19 protein-coding genes and 2 pseudogenes are annotated in these 23,347 nt (G+C 35.8%); 11 read left to right on the plus strand and 10 right to left on the minus strand.

Annotated features, from left to right (window positions below; genetic code table 11):
• Nucleotides 1–142 precede the first annotated feature (142 nt).
• The 6 genes and pseudogenes from IGK14_RS16915 to IGK14_RS16940 all read right to left on the minus strand — a co-directional run bounded on the left by IGK14_RS16915 (nucleotide 143) and on the right by IGK14_RS16940 (nucleotide 7,253).
• Complete coding sequence (locus tag IGK14_RS16915; RefSeq protein ID WP_438712723.1) at nucleotides 143–1,690, minus strand: restriction endonuclease subunit S; 1,548 nt, start codon at nucleotides 1,688–1,690, stop codon at nucleotides 143–145.
• Between the two features lie 2 nt (nucleotides 1,691–1,692).
• Nucleotides 1,693–3,144, minus strand: coding sequence for a type I restriction-modification system subunit M (locus IGK14_RS16920; RefSeq protein WP_438712725.1), 1,452 nt, complete (start codon nucleotides 3,142–3,144; stop codon nucleotides 1,693–1,695).
• A 105-nt stretch (nucleotides 3,145–3,249) separates the two neighbouring features.
• Nucleotides 3,250–5,619, minus strand: coding sequence for an EcoAI/FtnUII family type I restriction enzme subunit R (gene hsdR, locus IGK14_RS16925; protein WP_201691751.1), 2,370 nt, complete (start codon nucleotides 5,617–5,619; stop codon nucleotides 3,250–3,252).
• A 322-nt stretch (nucleotides 5,620–5,941) separates the two neighbouring features.
• Nucleotides 5,942–6,059: pseudogene (locus IGK14_RS16930) on the minus strand (helix-turn-helix domain-containing protein); the annotation flags it as partial.
• Between the two features lie 221 nt (nucleotides 6,060–6,280).
• Complete coding sequence (locus IGK14_RS16935; protein WP_231473659.1) at nucleotides 6,281–6,472, minus strand: nucleotidyltransferase family protein; 192 nt, start codon at nucleotides 6,470–6,472, stop codon at nucleotides 6,281–6,283.
• A gap of 346 nt (nucleotides 6,473–6,818) precedes the next feature.
• Nucleotides 6,819–7,253: a hypothetical protein gene (locus tag IGK14_RS16940; RefSeq protein ID WP_104872370.1), complete on the minus strand. Its 435-nt coding sequence runs from the start codon at nucleotides 7,251–7,253 to the stop codon at nucleotides 6,819–6,821.
• Nucleotides 7,254–8,222: 969 nt separating this feature from the next.
• Between IGK14_RS16940 and IGK14_RS16945 the strand changes: the two genes are divergently transcribed.
• Nucleotides 8,223–9,413: an IS256-like element ISLgar5 family transposase gene (locus tag IGK14_RS16945; RefSeq protein WP_002324630.1), complete on the plus strand. Its 1,191-nt coding sequence runs from the start codon at nucleotides 8,223–8,225 to the stop codon at nucleotides 9,411–9,413.
• Nucleotides 9,414–9,894: 481 nt separating this feature from the next.
• Here IGK14_RS16945 and IGK14_RS16950 read toward each other — a convergent pair whose 3' ends face one another.
• From IGK14_RS16950 to IGK14_RS16960, 3 genes are all read right to left on the minus strand, one after another.
• Nucleotides 9,895–10,209 (minus strand): hypothetical protein, encoded by a 315-nt coding sequence (locus IGK14_RS16950; protein ID WP_438712728.1) that lies wholly within the window; start codon nucleotides 10,207–10,209, stop codon nucleotides 9,895–9,897.
• Between the two features lie 3 nt (nucleotides 10,210–10,212).
• Nucleotides 10,213–10,500: a type III secretion system protein PrgN gene (locus IGK14_RS16955; protein ID WP_438712729.1), complete on the minus strand. Its 288-nt coding sequence runs from the start codon at nucleotides 10,498–10,500 to the stop codon at nucleotides 10,213–10,215.
• A gap of 135 nt (nucleotides 10,501–10,635) precedes the next feature.
• A complete protein-coding gene (locus IGK14_RS16960; RefSeq protein ID WP_002337539.1) occupies nucleotides 10,636–12,135 on the minus strand; it encodes a primase C-terminal domain-containing protein in 1,500 nt (499 codons plus the stop codon).
• Nucleotides 12,136–12,792: 657 nt separating this feature from the next.
• Between IGK14_RS16960 and IGK14_RS16965 the strand changes: the two genes are divergently transcribed.
• The 5 genes from IGK14_RS16965 (at nucleotide 12,793) to IGK14_RS16985 (ending at nucleotide 16,515) form a co-directional block, all read left to right on the plus strand.
• Entirely contained in the window at nucleotides 12,793–13,650 is an 858-nt protein-coding gene (locus tag IGK14_RS16965; protein WP_005230883.1) for a ParA family protein, read from the plus strand.
• Nucleotide 13,651: 1 nt separating this feature from the next.
• The gene (locus IGK14_RS16970; protein WP_010731559.1) at nucleotides 13,652–14,008 is read left to right on the plus strand and encodes a hypothetical protein; all 357 of its coding nucleotides are present in this window, start codon (nucleotides 13,652–13,654) and stop codon (nucleotides 14,006–14,008) included.
• A gap of 336 nt (nucleotides 14,009–14,344) precedes the next feature.
• Nucleotides 14,345–15,471, plus strand: a protein-coding gene (locus tag IGK14_RS16975; RefSeq protein ID WP_438712732.1) for an IS3 family transposase whose coding sequence is annotated in 2 segments (ribosomal slippage) — nucleotides 14,345–14,573 and nucleotides 14,573–15,471 — 1,128 coding nt in all. Because the reading frame shifts where the segments join, the coding sequence is not laid out codon by codon here.
• 238 nt (nucleotides 15,472–15,709) lie between these two features.
• Nucleotides 15,710–16,288, plus strand: coding sequence for a recombinase family protein (locus IGK14_RS16980; RefSeq protein ID WP_119093559.1), 579 nt, complete (start codon nucleotides 15,710–15,712; stop codon nucleotides 16,286–16,288).
• 71 nt (nucleotides 16,289–16,359) lie between these two features.
• Nucleotides 16,360–16,515: a hypothetical protein gene (locus IGK14_RS16985; protein ID WP_438712734.1), complete on the plus strand. Its 156-nt coding sequence runs from the start codon at nucleotides 16,360–16,362 to the stop codon at nucleotides 16,513–16,515.
• Between the two features lie 188 nt (nucleotides 16,516–16,703).
• Here IGK14_RS16985 and IGK14_RS16990 read toward each other — a convergent pair whose 3' ends face one another.
• The gene (locus IGK14_RS16990) at nucleotides 16,704–18,620 is read right to left on the minus strand and encodes a BglG family transcription antiterminator (RefSeq protein ID WP_438712736.1); all 1,917 of its coding nucleotides are present in this window, start codon (nucleotides 18,618–18,620) and stop codon (nucleotides 16,704–16,706) included.
• Between the two features lie 190 nt (nucleotides 18,621–18,810).
• On the opposite strand from IGK14_RS16990, the gene IGK14_RS16995 reads away from it, so the two are divergent.
• The 5 genes and pseudogenes from IGK14_RS16995 to IGK14_RS17015 all read left to right on the plus strand — a co-directional run bounded on the left by IGK14_RS16995 (nucleotide 18,811) and on the right by IGK14_RS17015 (nucleotide 23,347).
• A complete protein-coding gene (locus IGK14_RS16995; RefSeq protein WP_438712737.1) occupies nucleotides 18,811–19,119 on the plus strand; it encodes a PTS sugar transporter subunit IIB in 309 nt (102 codons plus the stop codon).
• A 13-nt stretch (nucleotides 19,120–19,132) separates the two neighbouring features.
• Nucleotides 19,133–20,407, plus strand: a complete 1,275-nt coding sequence (locus tag IGK14_RS17000; protein ID WP_438712739.1) for a PTS sugar transporter subunit IIC — start codon at nucleotides 19,133–19,135, stop codon at nucleotides 20,405–20,407.
• Between the two features lie 21 nt (nucleotides 20,408–20,428).
• Nucleotides 20,429–20,770: a PTS lactose/cellobiose transporter subunit IIA gene (locus tag IGK14_RS17005; protein ID WP_438712740.1), complete on the plus strand. Its 342-nt coding sequence runs from the start codon at nucleotides 20,429–20,431 to the stop codon at nucleotides 20,768–20,770.
• A 1-nt stretch (nucleotide 20,771) separates the two neighbouring features.
• Nucleotides 20,772–22,283: a glycoside hydrolase family 1 protein gene (locus tag IGK14_RS17010; protein WP_438712741.1), complete on the plus strand. Its 1,512-nt coding sequence runs from the start codon at nucleotides 20,772–20,774 to the stop codon at nucleotides 22,281–22,283.
• Between the two features lie 383 nt (nucleotides 22,284–22,666).
• A pseudogene (locus IGK14_RS17015) lies at nucleotides 22,667–23,347 on the plus strand (IS6-like element IS1216 family transposase).

Here is a 23,347-nt window from a genome sequence, read left to right on the forward strand (position 1 = left end):
GTATATTACATGTGCCTTTGGGTCACTTTTATTTCCACATATTTATAACGTCAAAAAAACATAACATATAGTGTCTATTGTATCATAATGTTCGCTAGAGGCTGACTTAAAGGGGGCACTACAGAAGGAGGGTGGCTTCTTCTTATACTACTTTTAATTTTGTATTCATTTCTGATGTCCCATCAAATACGGCTTCCATTTGGTCACAAATCGCCATGATTTCATCGATTTTTTCGACGATACGCTCTTGTTCCGCGAGTGGAGGAAGAGGGACTAATAAATTATTCAGCACTTTCATTGGGGGTATATTTTTGATGGCGGAACCTTTTCCTTGAGCTCCATCAGTTTGAATAACATGATTAAAAATCAATCTAAAATATTGTTTATTAATTGTATAAACCCGAATCCTCATTAAGGCTTGATTTATAATTCCTAATCTTGCACCGTCTGGGACAATATACGATTTACCAATTGTTCCTGCACAACTGACTATTATATCTCCGGGCATAACGGTATTAGATGCCATTTTTTCTTCATAGTAGTCTTTAGTTATAAAGTATTCTCCCAGAGTCCAATCATTTTGAATAGCATTCTTTTGCTCATATACTTTTATAGATTCTAATGAATCCTCTACGAATATACTTTTGGTTAATGCACTTCCAAATGGGCCTTTTTTAAAAAAACCTAACTCTCCCAATCTAGTCCATCTCCAACTTTTTGGAATATCGAATGGTATCTCATCCACTTCAATTTCTGGTAGCGGTTTTTCTTTCTTTATCTTCTTTTCTTTAACCAACTTTTCTTTTTCTGTCTGTATCTTTTCGTATAGGACTGATGCTGGTTCATCATTTTCGTCTTGCTCCACCAATACACCCATAATGGCATCCTGAAGAGCTGTTTGGCGCATGTTTCGGATTATAGACAAGGCCTCTTTCTTCTTGGTGCCAATCTGATCAATAACCGTGAAAATTTCCTCTATTTTGGAGACGATACGCTTTTGTTCAGAGAGGGGTGGAAATGGTACTGATAACTGTGCTAATTTTTGACGACTCAGATTGTAGAATGCCTGACCAGATTTATTTGTAATCTCTTCCAGTCTGTCCCTATGAAATCCTGAATTTAAGAAATTGAAAATGTATTTGCTTGTCCAGATATTTTTCAAATATGGGCTCATAATGAGTACAAAACCGCCTGCAGTTACATTCGTATAGTCTTTTTCAATCATTCCGATTTTTCCAATATTTACTAGGCTTGTTACTGCAGGTGAAATCATGTCTTGTTCCTGTAAAATAAGTTCATCTTTTACAAATTCTCTAGATATTAATATATCATCACCTTTTAACTCATAAGAACCTTCAGATATATTTCCACCTCGTAATACTCTTACCATATCGTCAGATTCAACTGATAAATCAGCTTTTTTATAACCCAGTCCGGATTTAATACTAAGCAAACTTCCTAAAGGTAAAAACTTCCAATTTGATGGAACTTCATAAGGATTTTCAGTTGATTCAATGTCCCCTATTTCCAGCTTTTTTCCTCTGCTATTCCTTAGATTCTCTTCCTTTGCCATGTTAAATCTAGATATTAGGTCCTCTGCTGTTCCTTCTTCTGCTCGCTGCTCCACCAATTCCCCGCGTATTGCCATATCCAATACGCGTTTTCGCATTAGTTCAACTGTATCTGCCATTACTACTTCTCTCCTTTCAGAACAGTGGATAGTTCTTCCAGCAGACTTTCAATTTCTAGAGCTTTCCCTTTCAGGTCTTCCATCAATTCATCTAAGGTAAACACTTCTTCATCTTTAATATTTAGCGGATTGCGAATATCAATATTAAAGTTACGTTTTTCAATCTCTTCAATGGTTACTGAATAGGCATTCTCATCTCCATTTTCACGGTATAAATACCACTCACGTGCTCCTTCGATATGTTTTTTCATAAATGGTCGCGTTTTCGTAAACCCATTTTTTAAACCTTCAGGTAGTGGGATTTCATATAAATCTATTTTCTCTGTAGTGCCTTTGTTTTCAAAGAATAGTATATTGGTTTTAATCGACGTATATGGAGCAAATACACCTGCTGGCAATCGTACAATCGTATGCAAATTAAACTCTTTTAACAGTTTTTTCTTAATGTTTACCTTTGCCCCATCTGTTCCAAACAAGAATCCATCAGGTAAAATAACCCCTGCACGTCCATTCTCTTTCAAATGATACATCATCATTGCTATAAAGAGATCGGCCGTTTCTTTCGTCTGCATATCGCTTGGGAAGTTTGCTTGAATGCCGGGTCCCTCAACACCACCGTAAGGTGGATTCATAGCAAAAACATCTACTTTATTCTTATCAGATACTTCACGCACATTGTCTGTCAATGAGTTTCCGCGTTTTATACCTGGTTCGTCAATGTCATGCAAAATGAGATTTGTCATGGCCAACATATAAGGAAGACCTTTTTTCTCAATCCCGACAATGCTTCTATTAATTGTTTCACGGTCTTCCGGGGTTTCTTCTTGTAGACGCAAGTGTTCCAATGCACTGGTTAAAAAACCACCTGTTCCGGCAGCGTAGTCTGCTACAACCTCACCAATTCTCGGATCTAACATTTCTATTATAAAGTCAGTCAACACACGACTGGTGTAAAACTCACCTGAGCTCCCTGCACTTTGCAGACTCTTTAAGAATGTTTCATATACATCGTTAAAGGCATGCCGTTCTTGGTAATCATTAAAGTCTACTTCGTTTAAGATATTTATAATTTTACGAAGCAAAACGCCATCTCGCATGTAATTATAGGCATCTTCAAAGATTGTCTTTACGATTGCTGCTCGTTGTGGTGTGTATTCGTCTACCTCCAAATCTTTCAAAGATGGAAATAATTGATTGTTCACAAAATCGAGCAACGCTCCCCCAGTTAATGCTTTGCCGTCTTTGTGATCCGGTGCCCATGATCGCCACTTTAATTCTTCCGGAATAATCGATTCATAGTTATCATCCATAAATTCCCATTCTTCCTCTTTGGCATCATAAACCTTTAAAAATAATAGCCATACCAACTGGGAAATACGTTGTGCATCCCCATCCACACCTGCATCTTGTCGCATAATATCCTGAATTCTTTTGACTAAATTTTCTATTGTCATGTTAGTGCTCCTTCAACTCATGTTTTATTTGTGAGCTTTTTTCTTAAGTATGCTCCAAACTTTGAAGTATCAAATTAACTCTATTAGAGCTAGTCTGATACTTTTTTAAGCATAAAGAGAATCTTCTAACTCTTTCATCGTTTCAATAAACGAAGCTTTGCCGCCAAAAGATTGCGCAATACTCATAGGGTTTCCAAACTGATTCAATGGATCCAATTTTAACACATGAATATCATCAAAATCAGCATACCCTGTATCTTGATACTTTTGAACCAATGCATCAATAACCTCACGGGCCACACCCGAATAGCTTGCTAATTTTTCAGACTGTTTCGCCCGTTGCGCACGTTCAGAACGTGTCATCATCTTTTGCCCATATGCAACATGAAGAATAAGATCAAAGGCATCATACTCAGAACCAAACTCTTCTTCCAACTCTTCTATTAAGACGCCTTTATCCAAAAGCTCTTCAATGATAACATCTTTTCGTTCTTCTTCCGACCAACGTTTAATGAAGTCATCCATGGTCGAAAATTCAGCTCGGATCGCTTTTTCATTGTATTCACGCATACCTTCTGCTACAATCTTCCCGTCTTTATCATAATAATAGACGGTTTCATTCAGAACGCGTACTGGAACATGGTTCACATAATACTTTATGTGCCCTTCTCCTCCTCCAGCCGGTGCGGGCGGAACATCTCCAGGCTTCTCTTTGTTGTCGGTATCTCCGTCTTCACCATTTGTTAAGACCTCTTCATCATCACCAATTCCTCCCTCATTACCCATATCATGGTCGTCACTAGGCATCTCTTCGCCATCAGTCACGTCAATAACTGATTCTGCAGGCCCATCGAAGTTTGGGTCTGCAAAGAGATTCGTTGCATTACGAAAGTCCATAATCGTAAAATAATATTTTCCAACATCAGTGCGCAGGCGAGTACCCCTACCAATGATTTGCTTAAATTCGGTCACAGAAGCAATGTTCGCATCTAATACAATCAGTTGGACCGTTTTTGCGTCCACACCTGTTGTGAGAAGTTTGCTGGTTGTGACAATAGTTGGATAAGGACTGTTTACATCAATAAAATTGTCTAATTGGGCTAACCCTTCGATATCGTCCCCGGTCATTTTCATGATGTAACGCGAATCCTTTTGCATCATATCTTCATTAAGGGCCACGAGCTCTTTTCGCATCCGTTCTGCATGTTCGATATCCACGCAAAAGATAATTGTTTTAGCCATTCGATCGTTTTTCTTAAGATACTCTGTTACACGCTTGGCTACCGTCTTAGTTCTATCCTCAATGACCATATTCCGATCGAAATCTTTCCCGGTATAGATTCCATCTTTAATTTCTAAGCCATGGATATCTGTTTCACCTTTTACAGGACGGTATCCCTCTACGTCCTTATCCATAGATACCCGCACGATTTTATAAGGAGCTAAAAATCCATCATCAATTCCTTGTTTGAGTGAATAGGTATACAGTGGATTACCGAAATAGTCAAACGTATCAACGTTATCATCTTTTTTAGGTGTGGCAGTCATCCCTAAGTGGATTGCTGAATCAAAATAGGTTAAAATCTTTCGCCAATTTGATTCTTCACGTGCACTACCACGATGGGCTTCATCTACAATAATCAGGTCGAAGAAATCGGGTGAGAATTGTTTAAATGCTTCAATCCCATCTTCACCAGATAACTGTTGATATAGAGACATATAAATCTCAAAAGAACTATCAAGATTTCTTTTCTCAATTTTAGTCATAACATCAGCCAATGGTCCAAAATCATTCGCCATTGTTTGATCAATCAAAATATTACGGTCAGCTAGGTATAACACTTTTTTAATCTTACCCGCTTTCCAAGCACGCCAAATAATTTGGAAAGCAGTATATGTTTTTCCCGTTCCGGTGGCCATAACTACCAACATGCGTTTTTTCCCATTTGCTATTGCTTCAATCGTACGATTGATTGCGATACGTTGATAGTAACGTGGCGTTTTATCTCCTTTTACATAATGATATTTTTCTGTAATAAGTTCTTCTTTTTCTGGATTATTTGCAAAACCTTTCCCAACGCTGTATCTTTGCCACAATGCTTCAGGAGATGGGAAATTCTGCATACGTAGTTCTCTTTCTTTTCCTGTGAAGAAATCATATTCTACAAATCCGTCACCATTACTAGAATATACAAAAGGAATATCAAGTTGACGGGCGTAACCCATTCCTTGTTGTAGCCCAGCTGCAATTGTATGTTTGTTATCTTTTGCCTCGACTACAGCTAAAGGAATGTTGGATATATGGTTTAAGACATAGTCCGCAAACTTAGGATTCGCACGCGTCACTACTTTCCCTCGTGTAATAATACGACCATCTGTAATTCTAAACTCTTCCCGAATTTGTTGTAGTTTGTCCCATCCCGCATTTACAATAGCTGGTGTAATAAAGTTTGTACGTATTTCTGTTTCGTTCATATCTTTTTTTAAACGGCTCACTTCTTTTCCTCCTCTCGAGTTCTCGCTTTTCAACGAGTAAAGCAACTTTATGTTTAGTTTAAGTATATTACAGTCAATTCATTAAACAACTTTTCTTGTTAAGCTGACCTTTCCATAATCGGGTTGAAGGTCATTAGTTTTTGTAAATAGAAGTTACTTTCTTCCGTCTCTTTTCCTGCACAATAATCCGTATAACCAACTTTTTTAATTGAATTGACACTCTTTGATCCCTTTACTCCGGGCATATTTTTGGCGGAATCATAGACATCAAGTAAAGTAACCTCTTCATTAAAAGCTAGATATGAATCGTTTGTCGCGCACGTCCTTAAGCATTGCGCAGTTTTGGAAACGGATTGATTATTTTTGAAATAAGACTCTATGATTACTAGTTCGTCTGTTGTAAGATGGGTGTAGGTCATTTGTACTCACTCCTTAGTAATTCTTTGGTCGGAACTATTTTGAGTGTAGCACAAATGATCTTTTTAGTTGTCTAGCTTAATTTTACAATCGACGAATCATAAATCATTACACAATCTGCTTCTATATTTTCTTTGAGAAGAGGGTTTCTTTTTTTGTTTGTTTCTGCGTTGATTGCACGTAGTGTAATAATGTCTATCTCTTTTTTTAATGCGCTACTTAATTAACTTTTTAACCGAATCACATCAAATATATTGTGGAGCAAAGACCCTTCACCGTCGATTAAAATATCTAATTCACTGGTTTCTGTTGCTTCGTTTCGAGCGTATGATCCAAACAAAAAAGCTTTTTTTATTTCCCATTCAAAAAATATTGGTGTAAATAATTTTTGAATGTCACTAATTGTATAAATCAAATAACCGAACTCCTTGTCTTCAATTTGAATATTAAAATAAAAATGAAAAGCGACAATTAATACTCAGCGTTTAGGAAAAAATATTGATAAAAAAGGGAAGGAACAGGTAAATCGATTGCTACTTTTAGATCAAAAAAGGGAAAGAGCATAAGGTAAACGCACCACTCTCATGTTGAAAGTGGGAAAATAGGCTGTGCCTATTGCGTTTTGAAGAAAATGAATGTGATACCACAGCATAGTTTTTAGCAGTTGTCAGGGAGTTGTTCAGAGACTACTCAAGTAGTCATTTTTGCGAAAAGTAGTCTCTAGGTACCACCATCGATCGTCCTTTTTGAAAGACAAATTTTTACAAATACTTCGCAATCAGATCATTGTAAGTGAGCGATTCTGAATTTAGTTTTTCTTCTTTTGCTTTCTCTTTTTGATTATTAACGGGTCTTTTTTGTGATTTATTTTTTGCTTTTTTTCGCCGACTATTCGCCCATTTTCCTCTTTGTTGTGCCTTTACTTCTTTGTATTTTTCAGAGTTTTCGAGATCAAAAATATCGACGTCCATCGTTTCTGCAAAACTATTTGAATAAATTAAAAGTTCATCCAAACGGTTTAAAAGTGCCCGCATTTGGATATTTTCTTTTGTCTTTAATCGATACAATTCCAAAATAATATAGCGAATTAAGGCACTATCCGTTGCCGAATCTTCCACTGCTAACAGTTCTTTTAATTCTTCTAATGCTTCTCTATGTTCAGGATCAATATAAATTTGCAGCCGTTCCTTTGTCATTTGTTTTCACTTCTTTCAGTCTGTTTATTTTTTAGTCATATATTTTGCTACTTCTTAAGTATAATAAATATAAGCAATTAAAATATTCAGAAACAACGGTGCACATAATGTTAGTGGGTTTTGGTTGTGCTAAACACTTTATATAAATCTTCATATTGTATTATCCCCCTCTATTTGTAACAACCGTCATGCATTTTACGAGCTTTATCTAAATGATCAATAGGATTTATCTTATTTATTCCCTAGTCCATATTGTTTTCCATATGATATTCTAGATAGTCTAAATTATTAGTATAGTGAAGTTTATTCTCTTCTTTACTTCTATTTACCGCCTCACCTATTGTATTAATAAATCTCGATCTTGGTTAATAAGATCAATTTTTAAAACCAAATATATATCCTGATTTCAATCACTGACAACACATAGATTCTTCTTCTCTAACGAATCTATTATAAATTGAGATAGTTCATAATCGCTAGATATTAATTTATCCACTGTCAAATTTGCTGGATTAGATACTAGTATTATAAATGTATTTTAAAGAAAACAAGTGTCTTCTTCATAACTATTACATCTCCTCCATCCTCAAAAATTTATACCAAAAAATAAGAAAACAAATGCAATATAAAGGAGGATTCCCCCTCCCAAAACAATAAAAAAGTAGAAAACGTATTTAGTCGTTTTGCTAATATCATTCGCATTTCTTATCTTAATACTAATAAAAATATAAAACCCTATGAGTATTAAAAGTGGTAGCATTTTGATCAACAATTTTTATCCTTCCTTTGAGAAAATCATTTTGGAACTTTTTTTTTTATGTTAACCGATATTATAATTTAAATTTTAATGATTATTCATACACATTATATGCGTCGAGAGTGTAAAATATTTTGTGTAAATAGAAAAAAGGAAGTCCCTTCTGTAGAATAGAGTTACCACAACACATTCACAGAAGAGAGGACTTCCCTATGAACGATTTTACTACAGAAATTCTAAAGACTCTAGCGAACAAAGGCGATTTGAATGAATTATTCCGTGTCCATTTGGAGAAAGCAGTCAATACGCTTCTCAAAACGGAGTTAACGGCTTTCCTAGATTACGAAAAGTATGATCGCATTGGTTTTAACACGGGTAATTCTCGTAACGGCTCCTATGACCGTACGGTCAAGACCGAGTATGGGGAACTTCATCTCCAGATTCCGCGCGACCGCAATGGTGAGTTCAAGCAACAGACTGTTCCTGCTTATAGACGGACGAATGACACGTTAGAGGAGACCGTCATTCACCTCTTCCGAAAAGGTATTACCATGTCGGAAATCGCAGACTTGATTGAGAAAATGTATGGGCATCACTACACGCCCCAAACCATGTCCAATATAACAAAATCATTTACAGAAGAGGTAACGGCGTTTAAAGGGCGGGAGCTTCATGACCGTTATGCTGCTATTTATATGGACGCAACGTATATTCCGTTAAAGCGGAAAACCGTCGCCAAGGAAGCTATTCATATCGCAGTTGGCATTCGCCCGGACGGATCAAAGGAAGTATTGAGCTATGCGATTGCACCGACTGAATCCATCACGATTTGGGAGGAAATTTTATTGGACCTTCAAGAGCGCGGTTTGAAAAATGTCCTCCTGTTCATCACGGATGGCTTAAAGGGGATGGTAGGAGCGATTAGTCGGTTCTATCCCAAAGCTCGTTTTCAACATTGTTGTGTACACGTTTCCCGTAATATCAGTCACAAAGTGCGTGTCGATGATCGTAAGGAAGTCTGTGATGATTTTAAAATGGTGTATCAAGCCTCATCTAAAGAGGTGGCGTTGGAAGCACGTGGTGCTTTTGCGGAAAAATGGAAAACCAGCTATCCAAAAGTGGTTGAATCGATTCTTTCGAACGATCACTTGCTCACTTTCTATGATTTCCCCTTGGCCATACGCAAGAGTATTTATTCTACGAACTTGATTGAATCCTTTAATAAGCAAATCAAGAAATACAGCCACCGCAAGGAACAGTTCCAAAACGAAGAGTCGATGGAACGTTTCTTAGTCTCGTCTTTTGATACTTACAACCAAAAATTCCTAGGTCGCAGTCATAAAGGCTTTCAACAGGCCGAAGGCGAACTTGAACAAATGCTAAGCCAACTGATTGAGAATTAGAAACAATCTGCAGTAGGGAAGAATCATTTACACAAAATTATTGACGCTCCCTATGCGTCAAGTAAATCGCTATAATTAAAAACTAAGAAATATACTGTAACAACTATACATAAAATAGCAATGTATTTTGAAAATAGATCAACTTCAACGTTAAAAACACTTTTAATTATGTTAGATAAATTAATCGCCATAGTAACTCACCTGGTTTCTTGAAAACTAAAAATGCGGCCGCAATTCTTTAAGAATTTACTAAAGATCTACTCTGAAAAATAAAATAACTTCATTAAATTGAATTAAAACGTTTCTAAATACCACAATTTATTACACTTAAGTCTTTTGATAAAGGTCTACATAAAGATTTACACCATTTTTCTGACAAAATACTACCTGTCCAAATAATACTCATATTCCACCTGTATACATTTTAGAAACATAAGAGAAAGCCTAGTATTCTTTACTCAGCTTGTATAGATACATATATCTATACCTTCAATTCCTTCTTCCAACATTCATAAGACTCAACAGTTGCACTTTTTTTCATTCTCCTACAAATTCCACTAAACAATGACCACTTATAATCATCAAGAATGGCAGTACCTACTCCCCCTAATCCTAAAAAAAACAGTAAAAGTAAATATAAAAATAACATCAGATTCGTCCACAATGACAAAAGAACCATTAAAAGAGAAACTAAGCCAACTGTAACAAATGAAAAGAACAGAATACCATAATAAATCTTCAAAAGAACAGACCATTCTTTGATTCTATTAAGAACAGATAACTCCTCCTCCGTCATCAATCAATCCACCTGTTCTTTCTTCTTTTTTGGATCAATACTCTTTAAAAACCTCTCCTCCAATACCAATAAATGACGATAAACATCATCCATCGACAAGCCTGAAGAAAGACTAAGACAATATAAAAAATCACAAGGTAACGTTTTTACTGCACGGTTCCTTGTTACCCAGCTTGCTACTGTACTCTGCTTATAGCCATGCAACTCACAAAATTGCTCTACTGTCATACCTAACCGCGAAATAATAAATACATTGATCGGGTAGGGATATACAAAGGTATTGATACTCATAGTCAGAAAGACCTCCCACCATATTATTACGTTTGCGATAATATTACTACTCTTTCTTAAAACCAGCAAGCAAAGCGGAGAAAAGAAGGAACGTATCATAGATATAATGTAATAGGCAATTTGCACCTTTTAATTTCAGCCTGTATCGATCATGAACAGATCTGTTTGCACGCCGATCTTATTGGGATCTATCAAGCGTTTCAGTGCTGTCTGGACAAACGTGTATTCTTTTCCAAAAGCTTCTGAGATCGCAGCGAAATAAGCCCCCCGGCTTTCTTTTTTTAGCCGGATAACGGAGCGCATCAATCCATGTATCGAAGCTAGCATAATACCCCCATTACGACCAGCACGAACACGAAAATGAATTTTGTTCTCTTCTCTTAAATGCTTCAGTACTTTGTCCAGGGAACGTTTTGGGATCTTTAAACGTTCAGTTAACTCTTTTTTTGTAGAAATAATGTATGGTTGTTCTTCATAGGATTGCTCATTCAAATAGGACAGTAGATCTTCTGCCCATTCATGACTATGTGAATACTTGCGAACAGCTCTTTCTTTCTTGAATTTCCACCAACCCCGTTTTTTGTTGAATAGCTGCTCTTCAGAAAGATTGGCATCGACCCACTCTTGGCATAATAGGACAATTTTTTCTCTGTGCGCTGCTTGATATTTTCCGGAGTAAGCGGAACGAATGATTCTGGTTAATTCTCGATCAGATAAAGGGTTAGCCAAGCGGTCATTGAATTCTAACATCGTCAATTCACATGCTTCTACTTCGTATCCTGACGAAAAGTATGCCAAAGACAAGGTGAATATGACATTATTTCGACCATATACGCCCTTTTCACCTTGTATTTTTTGACTTTTTAGCAACAGCTGGAACCAGGGTTCATCGACTTGACGAAATTCTTGAGTAGATGGTAATACAAAAACGTTCTTGATCTCCGCTTTTTTGTCCGCATCTTCTCTCATTGACCAGTCGATCCATTCTTCGAAACTATAACGATACTGTGGTTCAAAGAATAAAACATTCTCTTCAGAAGGCATACGTGTGATCCCAAAATGATTGGCATTTACATCAACTGGAAACCGATAATCATTTGAAAATTTGTTCCTTAGATTTTTTGAGATCATTTTGGCCACATTGATCACTTTAAAATTTGATTTCTTTGTCACGTATGCAGGCTTGTCTAGTACATAGAAAGCTTGAAATCCATGCGGTGTACGTAGAATCATTGTCGGCATAAAGCCGATCTCGTGACTGGCCAAGATAATTTCTCCGTAGTCAAAGTTTGGATCCAATGTGTCAAAATCAACAAAGAAAGTATTGATTTGACGCAAATTGTCCTCAGAATGACCTTTTGTAAACATTCTAGCTTCATCAGCATACGTTCCATAGCGAAATACATTTGGTGTCCAATGAGTGAATCGATTATTGTTTTCGATCACCCCTTCTTCTGAAGTGATCACTAGTCCAATCCCCTCAATCATGTGTTCCTTTGAACGGTACGCAAAAATGGCCCCCTTCCCCGACTGATCACTAAAAGAGACCGGTTTTAGGTGGCTGTTTTTATATTTGAATTTACGGATACCATTTTGTAATACTGTCGAATATACGACATCCAAAGAAGCTGCCATGACTTTATTCCTTCCCAAACTAAAAGAGAACACAAATAATCTTAAAGATTTGTGTTCTCCCAATAGCTTAGAAGTCTTAAATGAATGACAAAATAAGCGTGCATATATTGAGTTGCTCGTCAAAAAATGGTAGAATAAGTCTGTAAGTTCGGATTGTCAGTCCGAAAGACTTATCAAAATTACATAAGTGGTTGTCAGCCACTTACATAACTTCTGAGACGAGCGAGAACACATAGTTGTTGTATGTGATTCAGATGAAAGAGTGACCCAATTCACTTTTTTTATCCGTCTCTTTTTTTATTTTTTTTTTTTCAGTTCTATAAATACAAACATAGCATATCTTACTTTTTCCATCTTGTAAACTCTTATTTTTTATAATTTAATATAGTTATTGTCGCACAAACCTATTAATACCAACAATTACATCGGACATTAAAACACTTAAGTACTTAAGTGTTTTAATGTCTTTTTTTAGTACTTAAGTACTATGACGTTTTAAAGTTGCATTTAATTGCTGATAAATCACATTCTAAACATAGCCGAATTAAAAGTACTTAAATACTAAAGGTGCTATTGACCCGTAACTTTCTAGGTGGTATTATTATATTGCATACAAGTATTTTAACACTTTAGTACTTAACTTAAGGAGGTAGGAAAATGAAAAAAAATCGATCGAATTCAGCAGAAATTATTTCGCTAGTTAAGCAAGTCAAAGATCTCGTTGCTGAAAAAGGTGGTCCCATTGTAATTTCTGTTGCAAATCAAAAAGGTGGTGTTGGGAAAAGTGCTACCGTAGATAATCTGGCTGAACTGTTTGCTAGTTTCGATCTTATAACAGATATCGTAGACATAGACGCACAGTCAAGTATAACTAACCTAAAAACTGATCTTAGAAATATCATCGATGAAAATCTACCAGAAATGACTCAAGTAATGCTAGAGGAAGAAACATTAGAGAACATTACTTATCAGATTAAGAATAATCTATTTATTTCCCCAACAACCTTGCGTCTATCAGATGCCGAACTTAACCTAGTTAACGCTACATTAAGAGAACTGATTCTGAAGAAGAACATAGAGAGCCTTGAGACAAAATTTGATATCATTTTGATTGATTGCCCTCCTTCAAGAGGACTGCTTACTGTAAATGCTCTTAGTGCATCAGATTACATCTTAATTCCTGTTCAGTCCGAATACCAAGCTCTAGTAAGTATAGAGTTGCTTTTTTCTACAATCAATAAAGTAAAAAATTCAATTAATCCTAATCTAAAGGAACTTGGCTATGTAGTCACTATGGCAACTAATACAAACCACAGTGACGAAATTATTGAGGAAGTTAAATCTGACGATAAAGCGGAAGTTATTTCTATCATCGATAGAAGCATCGTAGTTTCCGACGCTGGCGTTGCTAACATGTCAGCTTACGAATTTGATTCAAATAATAAAGCTGGCATTGCATACTATAATCTTGCGGTGACAGTTCTACAGAAAATAGTATCAGAAGGAGTTGTATAAAATGGCTAAACGTGTATCTATTAAAGACAAAAATATAGCTAAAACAAATGATATCGACACACTATTTCCTACTTCAAAACCACAAACTTCCAATCAAAATGGAACTAAAAAGAAAATTAATATTCTTAGAAAAATTGAAGATATAATTTCATATTACAAAAATTTTAAAGGCGGTAAACAAGTTTCGATATACTTGCCTGAAGAGATTCATCGAATGGTTAAAATGAAAGCCGCACAAGACGATCGAAATATGAAAGACGTAATGAAAGATTTAATTCTCGATAACTATCTAACTGAGTCGGAAATTAAAGAAGCCTACCGTTCATACGTTGATAAATTAGAAGAAGATAGCAAGTAGACATGAGACACTTTAGTACTAAAACATTTTTATTGTTTAGTGCTAAAGTGTCTTTTTCATACTATCATCATAACACGAACTTTTTAGTATTAAAGTACTTAACCGTTTAAGTGCTTAACCATTAAAACGTTTTGCTACTGACTTCTTTCGACGAAGGCAATCGAAACTTCGTAATCTTTATTTTTTGGATTAATTTTAGGGGGACTCCGCAGCTTCTTATTGTTATTAATTGTCAAATTAAGTTAGACAATTCCTCTTGGTGTTAGTATCAAATCTTAGACAGCTTTTCGTAGAGACAAGAATAAATTAAACTTATCTACGAGAGGATGAATTTTTATGACCCGATATAAAGAAAATTTTAAACAGATGACTGTTGAACTGAATCAAACTGGACGTTCTGTTCGAGGGTTGGCGAAAGAATATGGCTTATCTGAAGCAACGATTTACAAATGGAAGAATTTATATTTACCTAATCAGTCCACAGGACTGACTGGAAAAGAAGTGGCTGAACTGAGAAAAGAAAATGCTCGTTTGAAAGAGGAACTTGAAATCTTAAAAAAAGCCGTAGCCATATTCTCTCGAAAAACCTAAATTCGCTTGTTCAATTTATTGAAAAGTGGTGTAAGGATTACACTGTTTCTTTGTTGTGTCGGTTATTAGAAATCCCTAGAAGTGTCTATTATTTTTATAAGAACAAACCATTGACAGTTACAGAAATCAGAAATAATACGTTGAAAAAGAAGATTTCAACAATTTTTTTTACGAATAAACAACGCTATGGCGCCACAAAGATCCATCAAGTTTTATTAAAAGAAGGTATTTCAGTGTCTCTTAAACATGTCCAAAAGCTAATGAAACAATTAAATTTAAGGTCGATTGTAGTTAAAAAATATAGACCTCAAAGATCTAATAGACCGATTATTTCAAAAGAGAACCTCTTAAATCAGGACTTTTCTACTAAGACTATCTGTGAGAAATGGGCAGCTGACATTACTTACATTCCTACTAAGAAAAATGGTTGGTGTTACTTATCTTCAATCATGGATTTACACACGAAAAAGATTATTAGCTATACATTTTCAAAACGAATTACTGTGGATTGTGTCATTCAAACGCTGAACAAAGCAAAAATGCATTATGACACTCCAGAAGAAATGATTCTACACACTGACTTGGGTAGCCAATACACAGCCAGAGAAGTGGAACAATGGCTTGAAACCAACAAAATAAGGCATTCTTATAGTAGAAAGGGAATACCTTATGATAATGCTGGAATCGAATCTTTCCATGCTTCATTGAAAAAGGAAGAAGTCTACACGACTAGCTACTCAGATTTTGAAGAAGCAAATCGAGCACTATTTAGCTACATTGAAGGGTTTTATAACCGAAATCGAATCCATAGCTCGATTCACTATCTAACCCCACAGGAGTTTGAAGAGTTGGCAAAAGCAAAAATGACGTAACAGTCTCTACTAAAATATGTCCAAGATATTGACTCAAATCCAAATGTAACTTTTACGAGCGTTGGAAAAGGAATAGCAGTGTCCAGAAAATGGTTCATTTCTGGACACTTATTTTTTGGTACGATTCTTCTCAAAAAGAGCTGAAATCAGTTTCCATAAACCCGTTGCAAAATCTATGTTCAATTAATCCCTTTAAATAAAGTTATGGTACAATGAAATAAAAAAAAAAGGTGATTTTTTGAAAATTGGATACGCACGTGTTTCTACTGGATTACAAAATTTGGATCTCCAGGAAGATAGTCTGGAAAAATTTGGCTGTGAGAAAGTTTTTACAGATCACATGAGTGGCGCAAAGAGCAATCGCCCAGGTTTAGAAACAGCGATTGAATTTGTTCGATCAGGGGATACGCTCGTTGTGTGGCGATTAGATCGGCTGGGGAGAAATATGGAAGACTTGATTACGATTGTCAATCGTTTAAATAATCGAGGTGTTAGTTTTCACAGCTTACAAGAAAATATCACGATGGATAAATCAAGCTCGACTGGTCAATTAATGTTCCATCTGTTTGCGGCGTTTGCGGAATTTGAGCGGAATCTGATCCTAGAACGTTCTGCAGCCGGACGTGCTGCTGCACGTGCACGAGGCAGGGTTGGTGGACGCCCCGAAAAGTTAAGCAAGAGTGACTTGGAACTTATGAAGACGTTGATCGATAATGGAACACCTATTAAAACAATCGCCGAAAGATGGAATGTTTCCCGTACAACCATTTATCGTTACCTCAACAAATTAGAAGAAATGAATACTGAACAAGTGTGAGCGATTTGATGCTTTATTCGCGAATCATTGACCATAACCTCAATTGGAATGAAGCCAAAGGAGAGATAACCATGTCAAAACTAGCACTGACTGAAATCCAACACCAAAAAATGAAGAAACTTCTAGACGATACCTATCCGACAGGAAAAATCCTGCTGGTGGACACTAGCGCAATTCCTCTTGAACTAGGAAAAGGAATCAAGCATGTGCAAGATAAGCTTGAATAGTTAAGAGAGGCAGTAAGTAGTGTGGAGGGTATACTAACTTCCTCCCGTGTGAATTTTAACGAGGAATGTAAAAAAATAATATCCGCCACAGGAAAGAAGCTTTCCTGTGGCGGATATTAGAGGCTTATACAGTATTGGTACCATAGATAACGACATATATAAATTGAGCTTGCTTTTTAATTAATCAACTAATTTATGTCAAGTCCATTTATTTGAAGTGCGGTATTAACAAACTCCTGAAAATTTTTCGTATTGAGGAGTTTTGAGAGGACAGCTGGGGTCAAGAACAATTCAATTAGTAGATTGAAAGCATCATGGAAGTATTTCATATCATCTTGAGTAATTCCGATCATTAATAAAAAATTGACTTTATTGTTGGTCCAAGGAATGGGTGAGTCATTGTGAACAACACAAATGAATGAATGATCTGCATTTTGGCTAATCGTATGAGGAATTGCTACATAATTTGTAAAAGCAGTACTAGATATAGATTCGCGTAATAATACATCGCTTATAAAAGATGATTGAATGAACCCGAGTTTCATACATTCTTGTCCCATGAAATTAATGTATGAGGTAGGAGAATCCAGCTTTACATTTCTGAAATATAACTCAGAGTGAAACCAGCTTTTTAGGAACTTTCGTGCTTTTTCAATTTTTTTGTTTTCAACAAGTAAATCTAACGTATCTCGTATACTTCCCAAATTCTTCTTAGTGACAATGGGATTAATTATGATGGTATGAGGGTGATTAAGCGGTATATCTAATGTACTGATCAACAAATCACAATCTGGTTTGAGTACCCAGTATTGAATTGAGGACATTACTTGCCGAATGATTAACTCATTTCGAAAATTTTTCTCTATTTGTTGAACAATATTCTTTTGAAAATTTAAATAGTCCTCAACAATGATAATACACGTGAAGGCCGATTGATGATTCTGGTTGTTTTCCAAATAAGCTCCAAAGTGAAAGGTAATAAATGCAATTTCACTTTCAGATAGTGTGATATTGTATTTTTTTGAAAAAATATGTGAAAAATAAACCGCCATATCATAAATAGGAGCATATTCTGATTTAATTTGTTCCGCAATAGGGTTTGGATAACTTAAATTGAACTGGCTCCGTTCCTTCGCATTATACATATGCAAAGTGAGTTGAGAAATAAATTCTTGATTGAATTCTGAGATGTAATATTTTTTCGAAACATGATTTACCATATCTTTCACAGATGCCGTGAATGCGCTATCAATTATAGAATTTAAGCTCCCAGAATCATAGTTTGTAGACAGAAAAATCAAGAGTAAAATTTGTTGAGAGTCCTTCTCGGGAATTTTTATATCAAAATGCTCTTGGAAGTAGCATGAAATGGTTCCTGCTAACTGAATAATTTCATTTTTCTGTGGAAATTTGGAAAGAAGTTCGGCTACGTCGTCATTTTTTTCAAAACTCTTTAATTCTTCGTTTGAATTTACTCGTATCAAAATAATTAGTATATGAATTAAAAGATTATTCATTGAGAAGTTGTTAATGAATAGTTTGGAATTATCGCAAAGAGTGTACAAACTATTCATTACATTTTTGATATCAAAAGAGGGGAAAATTTTCTCCAAAGTATCTTCGGATGTAAAATAACCGTAATTATTATGAGTAACTAAGTGGCCAATCATTTTTCTTTTGTTTTGTTCAGATCCTGATAAGTAAAAGGCGTAGTTGTGAGAGTGAATCGATAAATTAAATGGAAGAATTATTTTTTTTATTTTTGGAATCAAGTTATTCAATACAGTACTTTCACTTACCATTAAGCCCTCAGATAGATGGAAAACAGATACTCCCTCCGGGGATGAAAGCAGTTTTGAAATAATAAAATAAGAGCGTTCATCCATTAATTGTTCCTTATCATTTGATGAAGGGATAATTTTTTTTAGGCGATAACCACTTTTTGAAGATTCGATTTCAGCTGCTTGTTCTAGAATGATTTGATTGATGTAATTCCGAATGGTTCGCTGACTGACGCCTATTAATCTGGCTAGAGATTCTGCAGACATCCAATCATTTGCTTCATTCAAAATTCTAAGAAGTTCATCAGTCTTAGGCCTTTTCATAAGTTATCACCCCATCATCAATTGACAATATCTCCCTTAATTATAGCTAAAGAATAGGAAATTTGAAAACAACCTTTTTTCCTTCAAGTGTAAAAATAGCTATATTGCCTACACATGGTAAAAAGATTGTTCGAAAGATTTTTGAAAAAGAGGTATTGTTAACTCATCAAAGAAAGGGAGGGGAATTAAGATGGTTAATATTTTGTTAGCTTGTGGTATAGGAGCGTCCACCGGATTTATGGCAGCCAGTATGCGAAAAATTGGGAAAAAGCAAGGATTAGATATTAAAGTAAATGCGGTAAGCAAGTCCCAGATCATGGAATATGCAGATAAGATTGACGTACTGCTCTTAGGGCCACATTTTTCGGCTGAAGTATCAAAATATCAAAAACAGTTAGAAGATTACCATGTTAAGGTTATGTCTATTGACCCAGAGTATTATGCTAGTTTAGATGGAGAAAGTATTCTGACAGATGCATTAAATCTATATAACAGTTAGGTGGGTGTCAATGATGAAGAAGATACAACAATGGATTGAAAAACACTTAGTACCTGTAATTACTAAGATTACTCAGAATTTTTGGTTTAGTATCGTAGCGGATGCAATTTTATATATTGTTCCATTTTCGATGGTTAGCGCAATTCCAAGTCTATGGAACATTGTCCGCACGTTTGCTCCAAGTTTACCAGATCTTTCTCCGATTAGTCAGTATTCATTCGGCTTAATTGGTTTATTCGTAGTATTTATCATTCCGTATAATTGTTTGGTAAAAATGGATAAGAAAGATCGAAGTATGATTGCCGGGTTTACTGGAATTGGAACATTTATGCTCTGTATGAACATGACAACAACTGAATCAGGAACACTTGTTGATCTGGTTAAATTTGGCGCCGGCGGAATGTTTACTTCTATTGTTGTAGGGCTATTAGTTGCGGTTATATATCGCAGTTTAATTAAGTTTTCCTTTTTTGGAGAGGATAGCTTAATTCCAGATTTTGTTAAGAACTGGTTTGATAATATTATTGCGATCTTTTTGAGTTTGTTTATAGGGTATGTTTTTTCCGTTGTATTAAAGATAGACGTATTCTCAATGGTTCAAATTCTAATGAAACCAGTAACTAATTTTGCTCAAAGTTTACCGGGGGTTGTTTTCATTGTTTGCTTACAAAATTTATTTTATTTCTTTGGCGTAAGTGGGTGGGTATTTACTCCTGTTACTCGTTCGATTACTCAAGCAGCTATTGCTGAAAACGCAGCAGCGGTGGCGGCCGGACTAAATCCAACGAATATTTATTCATATGGGTTTAGCCGATATTACCATATCGGTGGTCAAGGAGCGACATTGCCTATTGCGTTTATGATGCTATTCGCAAAAAGTAAGCGCTACAAAATTCTGGGTAAAGCAACTATTATTCCCTCAATTTTTAATATCAATGAACCTTTAGTATACGGTTCGATTGTAAACAATCCGATTATGTTTATCCCGATGATGCTACTGAGTATTATTCTTCCGGGAGTAGCTTATTTATGGATAAATCTTGGATTTGGTTCAGTAAACTATGTGAATTTTGATATGAACTTTATGCCTAATGCAATATCTGCTTTTGTGATGTCCGGAGGAGATTATCGTAATGCTATTTTGGTAATTGTTAACCTCATCATCGCTGCAGCTGTCTGGTATCCATTCTTCATAGCAGCTGATAAGCTTGAACTTAAGAAAGAAGAAAAAAAAGCTGCAGAAAAAGCTGCAAATACACAAGTTGAAAATATTGGCCAAATTCAATAAGAAAGATAAGAGGTTGTAGGTATGAAAACGGAAACGATAGATATTAACACAGTTGCCATGTCAGTTATTTTATATGCTGGGAATGCTCGTGAATCTATCGACGAAGCATTGGAAGCTCTAGAAAGTTTAGATTTTTCTGCTGCTGAAAAGCTTTTGGACAAAGCAGATGAACAGATTTTGAAAGCTCACAATAGTCAAACGTCGATTATTCAAAGACAGGCAGCAGGGGAAGATTTGGAATATTCACTTCTTTTTATTCACGCTCAAGATACCATGATGACAATTAACACGGAATTCAGATTGACAAAAAAGCTATTGCCAATTTTTAAGGCATTGTCTAAGCAAGCGGGAGGAGAAAAATAATATGACAGAAAAGTTTCCAAACGATTTTTTATGGGGTGGCGCTACAGCTGCAAATCAAATTGAAGGTTTTTTCAATGAGGGAGGACGAGGATTAGCAACTTCAGATTTTGCTCGCCTTATTACAGATGAAATCCGGGCTACTGAAGGATCTTTTGATAAACACGTTCCTCACAATGCTGCATCAGCAGAAATGATTGCAGATATGAAAGCAAATCCCCAAAATTGGGAGTTACCAAAAAGACGGGGGATTGGATTTTATAAAACGTATAAAGAAGATATTGCTCTGCTGGCAGAAATGGGATTCAAGGTATTCCGCATGAGTATCTCATGGTCACGAATTTTTCCAAACGGAGATGATAAGCTGCCAAACGAGGAAGGGTTAGATTTTTATGATGCGGTATTTGATGAATGTCATAAATACGGCATTGAACCTATGGTAACTTTGTGTCACTTTGATACTCCTCTACATTTAGCGGAAGAATATGGAGGTTTTTTAAGTCGTCATACTGTGTCAGCCTTTGTGAATTTTGCAGAAACAGTTATTAAAAGGTACAAAGGAAAAGTTAAATATTGGCTAACGTTTAATGAAATCAACAATGTGCTATCTAATCCGTATACAAGTAGTGGGTTAATTTTTGATGGTGCACCGACACCGGAATCGTGCAATCCATATTTGGATCATTGGCAAGAGAAATTCCAAGCCGTGCATAACCAAATGGTAGCGAGCGCTTTAGCCGTAATGAAGTGTCATGAAATAGATCCGGAGGCAAAGATGGGGAATATGTTGTGCCGATTAGAAAATTACGCGGAAAGCACCAAACCAGAAGATCAATTACAGGTGCTTTTTGAAGATAATTTCAATTGGTTCTTTACAGATGTTCAAGCTAAAGGAGAATATCCATATTATATGAAACGTTTCTTTGATGAAAACAACATCGTTATTGAAATGGAATCAAGCGATATAGAAGTTCTTAAACAAGGAAAAGTTGATTTTATTACAATTAGTTACTACATGACTTATGTGATGAGATATAAAGGAGAACCAGTTCCTAAACCGACAGGGCGTCTAGTGTCCGACATTAAGAATCCTCATTTACCGATGTCAGGTTGGGGCTGGCCCATCGATCCTATTGGATTCCGGATTACTCTTAATCACATCTACGATCGTTATCAACTGCCGATTTTTATTTCTGAAAATGGACTGGGTGCTATAGATGAGGTCGATGAAGATGGTTATGTAGTAGATGATTATCGAATTGATTACATGAAACAGCACATTGAGCAAATGGGGGAAGCAATTAAAGATGGAGTAGACGTGTTTGGATATGCTTGGTGGGGACCTATTGATTTAGTATCTTCCGGAACTTCAGAAATGAGAAAACGCTACGGCATGATTTATGTGGATCTTGATGACTATGGTAATGGTTCTGGTAAGAGAAGTCGAAAAAAATCTTTCTATTACTATAAAAAAGTAATTGCTTCAAATGGCAATGATTTAGAAAATGATATTTAAAGATTCAAAATAATATTTATGACTACCAATTTTGAAAAGCAATTTAGACAACAATATAAGAACGCCACTAGCTGTTGTTAGCCTTGATAATGAATTGAGTATTTTATCGAAGGGACATCAATTGCTGACGATATATTTCTGTAATGGATTCACAACTCCATATTCGTAACACTGCTCGGTTGTTTCCGAAAGCTACCAAATTCCAGTAGGAAAGTTGGTGGCTTTTTTGAATTATATAAAGAAAAGCAATAGTGTTGCATAAAGATTGTAGGTCTCCATCTAATATGTTCTGTGAAAAAAGAAAAATATGGTTCTGTTGCAAAGTTTTAAATCTACTATCAAATAAGGTAGAATAATAGAAAAAGATAGCAGGAGGAATGACGATGAATCATTTTAAAGGAAAGCAATTTCAGCAGGATGTGATTATTGTAGCCGTGGGCTACTATCTTCGTTATAACCTTAGCTATCGTGAAGTTCAAGAAATCTTATATGATCGTGGCATTAACGTTTCTCATACGACGATTTATCGTTGGGTGCAAGAATATGGCAAACTACTCTATCAAATTTGGAAAAAGAAAAATAAAAAATCCTTTTATTCATGGAAAATGGATGAAACGTACATCAAAATTAAAGGAAAATGGCATTATTTGTATCGAGCCATCGATGCAGATGGTTTAACCTTGGATATTTGGTTACGTAAAAAACGGGACACACAAGCAGCCTATGCTTTTCTTAAGCGGTTAGTGAAGCAGTTTGATGAACCGAAGGTTGTAGTCACAGATAAAGCCCCTTCTATTACAAGTGCCTTTAAGAAACTAAAAGAATACGGCTTTTATCAAGGGACAGAACATCGTACCATTAAATAGCTGAATAATTTGATTGAACAAGACCATCGTCCAGTAAAGAGACGCAATAAATTCTATCGAAGTTTACGCACTGCCTCTACCACGATTAAAGGCATGGAAGCCATTCGAGGATTATATAAGAAAACCCGAAAAGAAGGCACTCTCTTCGGGTTTTCGGTCTGTACTGAAATCAAGGTATTATTGGGAATCCCAGCTTAA

Origin of the sequence: Enterococcus sp. DIV0970a, from assembly GCF_051711265.1 — a bacterium.
In the GTDB taxonomy this organism is placed as follows: Bacteria; Bacillota; Bacilli; order Lactobacillales; family Enterococcaceae; genus Enterococcus_D; species Enterococcus_D casseliflavus.